The organism is Nostoc sp. CHAB 5715, from assembly GCF_020829685.1.
Taxonomy (GTDB): domain Bacteria; phylum Cyanobacteriota; class Cyanobacteriia; order Cyanobacteriales; family Nostocaceae; genus Nostoc.
On record NZ_JAIVFR010000503.1, the window covers coordinates 1 to 5,437 of the forward strand.

The 5,437-nt window shown below is 41.9% G+C and carries 6 protein-coding genes and 1 pseudogene; 5 read left to right on the plus strand and 2 right to left on the minus strand.

The genetic code is table 11. The features are described from left to right. Positions 1-340: 340 nt before the first annotated feature. Positions 341-1,177 carry a PPC domain-containing protein gene (locus LC574_RS24460; protein WP_229456148.1) on the minus strand — a complete coding sequence of 279 codons (837 nt, stop codon included), beginning with the start codon at positions 1,175-1,177 and terminating at the stop codon, positions 341-343. A 995-nt stretch (positions 1,178-2,172) separates the two neighbouring features. Between LC574_RS24460 and LC574_RS24465 the strand changes: the two genes are divergently transcribed. The 3 genes from LC574_RS24465 to LC574_RS24475 all read left to right on the plus strand — a co-directional run bounded on the left by LC574_RS24465 (position 2,173) and on the right by LC574_RS24475 (position 4,281). Beyond that, on the plus strand, positions 2,173-2,826 hold the full coding sequence (locus tag LC574_RS24465; protein ID WP_229456149.1) for a tetratricopeptide repeat protein: 654 nt from the start codon (positions 2,173-2,175) through the stop codon (positions 2,824-2,826). After that, positions 2,823-3,845: a lipopolysaccharide assembly protein LapB gene (locus tag LC574_RS24470; protein ID WP_229456150.1), complete on the plus strand. Its 1,023-nt coding sequence runs from the start codon at positions 2,823-2,825 to the stop codon at positions 3,843-3,845. The genes LC574_RS24465 and LC574_RS24470 overlap by 4 nt, the downstream gene beginning before the upstream one ends. Before the next feature lie 166 nt (positions 3,846-4,011). Further along, the gene (locus LC574_RS24475) at positions 4,012-4,281 is read left to right on the plus strand and encodes a hypothetical protein (protein ID WP_229456151.1); all 270 of its coding nucleotides are present in this window, start codon (positions 4,012-4,014) and stop codon (positions 4,279-4,281) included. 173 nt (positions 4,282-4,454) lie between these two features. Here the strand turns inward: LC574_RS24475 and LC574_RS24480 are convergent, their stop codons facing one another. Next, positions 4,455-4,688: a hypothetical protein gene (locus LC574_RS24480; protein ID WP_229456152.1), complete on the minus strand. Its 234-nt coding sequence runs from the start codon at positions 4,686-4,688 to the stop codon at positions 4,455-4,457. Here LC574_RS24480 and LC574_RS24485 point away from each other — a divergent pair. Next, positions 4,687-4,869 (plus strand): hypothetical protein, encoded by a 183-nt coding sequence (locus tag LC574_RS24485; protein ID WP_229456153.1) that lies wholly within the window; start codon positions 4,687-4,689, stop codon positions 4,867-4,869. The two genes, LC574_RS24480 and LC574_RS24485, sit on opposite strands and share 2 nt — an antisense overlap. Before the next feature lie 333 nt (positions 4,870-5,202). Next, positions 5,203-5,437, plus strand: a pseudogene (locus LC574_RS24490) (hypothetical protein); the annotation flags it as partial.

Sequence of the window (5,437 nt, forward strand, 5' to 3'; positions counted from 1 at the left end):
AAATTAGTACTTACACACTGTACAAATTGGCCATAGTATGGGTTACGATTTTTGGTCGTTTCAGGCGCTTTGCATAACCCCGATTTATTCCCATATTTGCGTAGGCGTAGCCCGTCGTAGACATCGCCTATTTGTAAAGCTTTAGTCATATTTCAATACTATTTTGTTGAAATATTTGATAAATGCAGTTATCATTTTTGCAAGAAAGCGGCAAAGTTCAGGTATGATTCTCTGCCGCTTGCAACATTTGCGTACCCTTGAGAGCATTACCCTACAATGCTTTCAATTACCGCTTACTACTTCCAATGCCTAAACTTAAGCAAAGGTGGTGGTGAAGTTGTTAAAAAGCCAGACCTGGAGTCACTAATGGACTTGGAGTCACTAATGGGTTTTGCAGCGGCCCTGGCCATGGTTCTGGATCTACAATTGGTGGAAATGACGGTATCGATTGAGGAATTATCAAGCTCTGGCTGGAATAGTCAAAAGTTAACGTATAGTCAGTCTGTCCACTATATTGATTGACCTGCAAAAAGTAATTACCAAGACCTGGGTTGGAAATTACATCCGATGTAGTACCACCCTTAGTAGAACTTGCAATTTCCTCACCTGCATCAACAATACGATTGTTGTTTTTGTCTTCAATCAGTCGGATGTCAGCATCACTTTGGAGTCCGCTCAATGTAATGTTGACACGCTCTAAAATTCCTAAAGAGAATTGGTAAGTATCTGTGGTGTTGGTATCACTTATTGTACCAGAGCGAGTAACATCAGCTGACAAGTCGCCAAGTTCAAACTCTCTAGGCAAAAGATTGCTGAAACCACTTGTTGCAGACAAGGCTAAATCGTAACTTACATCGCCTGATGTGCTAAAGCGACGGACTTCGGCAAAATAAGTACCTGCGTCTGCTCGACGATTAAGCGAGTCATCTGCGTTGCTCCCCCTAGCAGAAGAAGCAACTAGTTGGTCGCCTGTATCAAACAAACCGTTACCGTTATCTCGATAAAGGCGCAAGTCGGCATCATCACCAGCACTGATATCTGTCAAAGACAGATTGATGTTGCTGGTACTGTTGATTCTGAACTCAAACACATCAGTGGAATCAAATTCATTTAAATTATAGTCATTGCGGGTAACAGGGGTAGCAGACAGAACACCGATATCATCGTAAACAGTCATTTTTTACTCCTTTTGTTGTTGATAGTGATTTGGTCAAGTTAAACTCAGCAGATGTAATTTTTTGTCTGGATTCCAGCAGAAAATTATCTGCAATTCAATTCCAGGATTTGAGAACACGACAACCTAAAGTGAAGAGTTTATGACATAAGTATTTTGGTAACTCATGTTATCTTCAGCAACTAGGTGTCACACCTATCCATACGTGGTTACTAAGGTCTAGTACTTCTCCTGCATTAGGATGCACCCTGCCTTAGTTAACTTGGTAACAAAGGTGATTCTGTGGTCTAGATTAAAGTAGGGGAAAAAACCAGTCAATATCATGAAGTTCATAACTGAAATGAAGGCTAATTTTTCGTGCCTGATAAGTCAAGTTCATAAAGTTCATAAAGTTCATAAAATTCATATTTTTACCTAAAGCCACAGATTTAGAAAGTGTTTCTCAAGAGTAGATTATTAACAAGCATATAAAAGAGACAAAATAAGTAGTCGAATAGAATTAATTACACAATGTCATTGCGAATGTAGCGAAGCGAAATGAAGCAATCCGCTTGCGGCTGGGATTGCTTCGCTTCTTACCCTACGGGAACGCCAAGGGCGAACGCAATGACTGTAAATATTTTTGTTCAGCTACTTAGTAATAGGACTTACGCAAACTCTACGATTCTTGGTGTTCTTGGCGTTCTTGGCGGTTCGATAAATTAAGCTTTTTAGCACTTTTTGCGTAAGTCCTAAGTAATGGTCACACCACTTTCAACAGTTCTGTTCGGTGGGTAAGCTACTGCAACAACTCCAATTGTAGTAATTGCCAAAATCCTCACGATCTGAACTTTTGTCAGGAGTGTAACACTTTATTACTTACAGAGCATCTTGAAAGCAAAAAAGTTGAGGATACCTCCCCCGAATCAACAGTAGAAGAATTCCAGTCATCTTCTCAAACATCTGATTCGGAAAATCCTGATGAAACCAAGAGCAGCACTTATAGCTTGCTCACCTTTATGAATTTTCTGAAGTCTGGAATACCATTGTTACTCTCAGTTGGAGTCATCGGCTGTTTGTTTACCTTTTCCTGGCTAGCCAACTGGTACGGAGTCATAAATCACTTAGCGGGTAAGCTGCCTAATGCTCAGTTGGGCTACTTTGTAGCACTCAAACTCAATCCTAGTTCTGCTGCTGCACACTATAACCAAGGCGCAGCTTACGAAGACCAACAAAACTATGAGCGTGCCCATGCTGAATACCAGTTAGCCATTGAGGGCGGTGTGATTGAGGCTTACAACAACCAAGCCCGCTTATATATTTTACAAAGAAACTATGACAGTGCTGTTTCCCTGCTGCGGATCGGTCTACCCTTGGCTAAAAATGAGCGAGTCAGAGCAAATATGTACAAAAATCGAGGTTGGGCACGGTTAATGCAAGATCGCTTCACCGAAGCCAAGCTTGACTTGACTCAAGCCATTGAACTCAAAAGCGATCGCGCCCCCGCCTACTGCTTACTAGCGCAGGTACTAGAACGGGAAGGCGATAAAAAAAGTGCTTTGGTGGAGTGGGAAAAGTGTTTGGGATTTGCCTATCAGCCCAAAACCTTAGAAGAAGACAAATGGATTAATCTAGCACGCCAACGTTTACAAACTGAGGTCGTTGACAGATGAAACGTAGTTTATCCATTTCAATAGTTCTCAACCTGCTGCTGACAACTACAAATTGGGTCAGCGCTAGTTATGAAACCTCTACTGCTACCCAGGCTGTAGAGGCTCCAACTGATTGTGAACACGTCGGGCGGATTATCGAAATTCAAGGTTATGTGCGGCTTAAGCGTAAAGAATGGCGAGATTATCATCGAACATTTGTGGGAACAAAGCTTTGTCTTGGTGATTTACTCCAACCAGTTTCAAAGGCAAAAGTTATAGTTCAATGCACCGACCCTGAGCAAAATCTTTGGACAGTACCTAACGGGATGCCATCAGGTGCAGCAAATGGCTGTCCTCCACCATATGAATTAATATATAGACCAACCGGGCCGATTCCTCCCACTCGTGACCCGATTGCCCGTCGCATTCCGTACATTATTAGCCCCAAAAATACATGGTTACTTAGTGACAAACCAAAGCTGCGTTGGATTGCTGTGCCTGATGCCACCAGTTATGTTGTACGTATAAGTGGTTCTGGAGTCAACTGGGAAACCGAAGTTAGCACAACGGAGGTAGTTTATCCTGGTGAGCCATCCTTGAAACCAGGAGAAGGAGGATACTTACTAACAGTCGAGGCTGACAATGGTGAATCATCCGATAAGGCGACATTCGGTTTGCTCGATGCGAATCAGGCAACTATTGTCAGAGACGCTACCGAGCGAATTGCTAAAGAAAACCTGACTGATGATGCAAAAACCTTAGCCCAAGCTGAACTTTACATTGGACAGGGATTAATTGCTGAGGCAACTGAGATATTGTCAGCGTCAACTGTTAAGGATAGTCAAACAGCAGCAATTTACTACATATTAGGGGATCTCTATGCACAAGTCCAATTGTTGCCTCAAGCTGAAGCTAGCTACATAAAAGCAATGAAACTGGCAACGATAGTTAATGACCAAGAAGGACAAACAGTAGTAGCCACAAGATTGGCGCAACTATACGAAGCACTGGGGAATTCACGTCCCGCAGGGAAGGACTGAAAATGAGCGGAGTCGGAGCCACTCCGCCTCCGGTCTACGTGTAATGGTTGGGGTCTTCAACCCTTTAATTTACGATAAAAACTTTTTTGAGAGACGGGCTGAGTTTCCTGAGTTTAAATCAAAATTTGATAAGCATAGGACTTACGCACTATACAAATTGGCTATTATGTGCATAATGATTGGTTCAGAATACAAGTCCGTTGGTTCAGAATACAAGTTCGTTGGTTCAGAATACAAGTTCGTTGGTTCAGAATACAAGTCCGTTGGTTCAGAATACAAGTCCGTTGGTTCAGAATACAAGTCCGTTGGTTCAGAATACAAGTCCGTTGGTTCAGAATACAAGTCCGTTGGTTCAGAATACAAGTCCGTTGGTTCAGAACACAAGTCCGTAGCGATCGCATTCGTAAAGCCATCATTACCCGGTCAAAATCGATAATACTCTGAGACAACCAAATATCCTTATGCACATAATAGACAATTTGTACAGTGCGTAAGTCCTAGAATTATTAATATTTTCCTAAGTTTTTCCTCTACTGCATCTACTCAAAGTAGAACCTAGACTGCAACAACGCCAAAAAAGCGTGTTTTTGCAGAACTGCTGCTCATTCATTAGAATGTTGTGCAGGGGATAGCGTAACTTTGAGTTTCCACAGGAAGATACTTTAATCTCCATTTAGAGATATAAACTGTCACACAAGTTACATTCCAGACGAATTTACAGTTAATTTCGCAAGTCAGACAATTTTGTAGCAATAACGCACCCATCTGCAAGTCTTTGACAATTACTATTGGTAACAAAACAATAAAAAACTCCACCCACAAGGGGATGGAGTTTTTGGGCATGGGGAATCGGGCACTTGTACTGAGCGAAGCCGAAGTATGGGGCATGGGGAAGAAGTTACCAATGCCCAATGCCCAATGCCCAATGCCCAAAGCGGCGGGGCGGCTATCCCTCTCCACCCACGAGGGGATGGAGTTTCCCGCCGCTTTCAATAAATGTTTATTTGGAGTGAGATTTATTTAAAAGTAAAAATCTCATTAGCAAATAGTTGATGTAAATTAAACTGACCAAAACAAAAAAGGTTTGAGTTCAAGCGACTTACAGCCATACGGACAATCCAAAGTCCAAAATCGAATGACAAAATACTTGTCAATCCTGAAGAAAACACTGTGTATTAAGCAGTAGGGCAAATTTGATGCTTTGCCAAGTTGTGTTCAGTATGACAGAATTACGTTGAAATGCGGAAATGCTGTTAAAATTTTTAATTTATCTGACAAAATACATGAAATTAGTATGAGCGACAATAAAGTGTACCGGAAGCAACTTTATCGTCAAGGTGTTAGAGGTTAGAAGCTAATGGGGCGATTCGAGAAGCAACCAGAAAACCCGAGAGTCAGAGGCGAGCTATCCAGAGCAGCAGAAAATGCTCTTTGGGCTGTAGTTGAAGACTTAGAAAATCTTCAGCAGAATGTCCTCAGAGGATTGCAGGAAGACGTAAAGCGGCTTCAGTCAGAAAAAAACCGATTATCTGACGACATTCAAAGCTTGCTAGAAGAAAAAGAGCATTTACAACGTAATTCTGTCATACTGA

Excerpts from the sequence above, each read along its gene's own strand:
- LC574_RS24485 (WP_229456153.1), top strand. The coding sequence starts at position 4,687 with ATGGGGAATCGGGCACTTGTACTGAGCGAAGCCGAAGTATGGGGCATG.
- LC574_RS24470 (WP_229456150.1), top strand. The coding sequence starts at position 2,823 with ATGAAACGTAGTTTATCCATTTCAATAGTTCTCAACCTGCTGCTGACA.
- LC574_RS24460 (WP_229456148.1), bottom strand. The coding sequence starts at position 1,177 with ATGACTGTTTACGATGATATCGGTGTTCTGTCTGCTACCCCTGTTACC.
- LC574_RS24465 (WP_229456149.1), top strand. The coding sequence starts at position 2,173 with ATGAATTTTCTGAAGTCTGGAATACCATTGTTACTCTCAGTTGGAGTC.
- LC574_RS24480 (WP_229456152.1), bottom strand. The coding sequence starts at position 4,688 with ATGCCCAAAAACTCCATCCCCTTGTGGGTGGAGTTTTTTATTGTTTTG.
- LC574_RS24475 (WP_229456151.1), top strand. The coding sequence starts at position 4,012 with ATGTGCATAATGATTGGTTCAGAATACAAGTCCGTTGGTTCAGAATAC.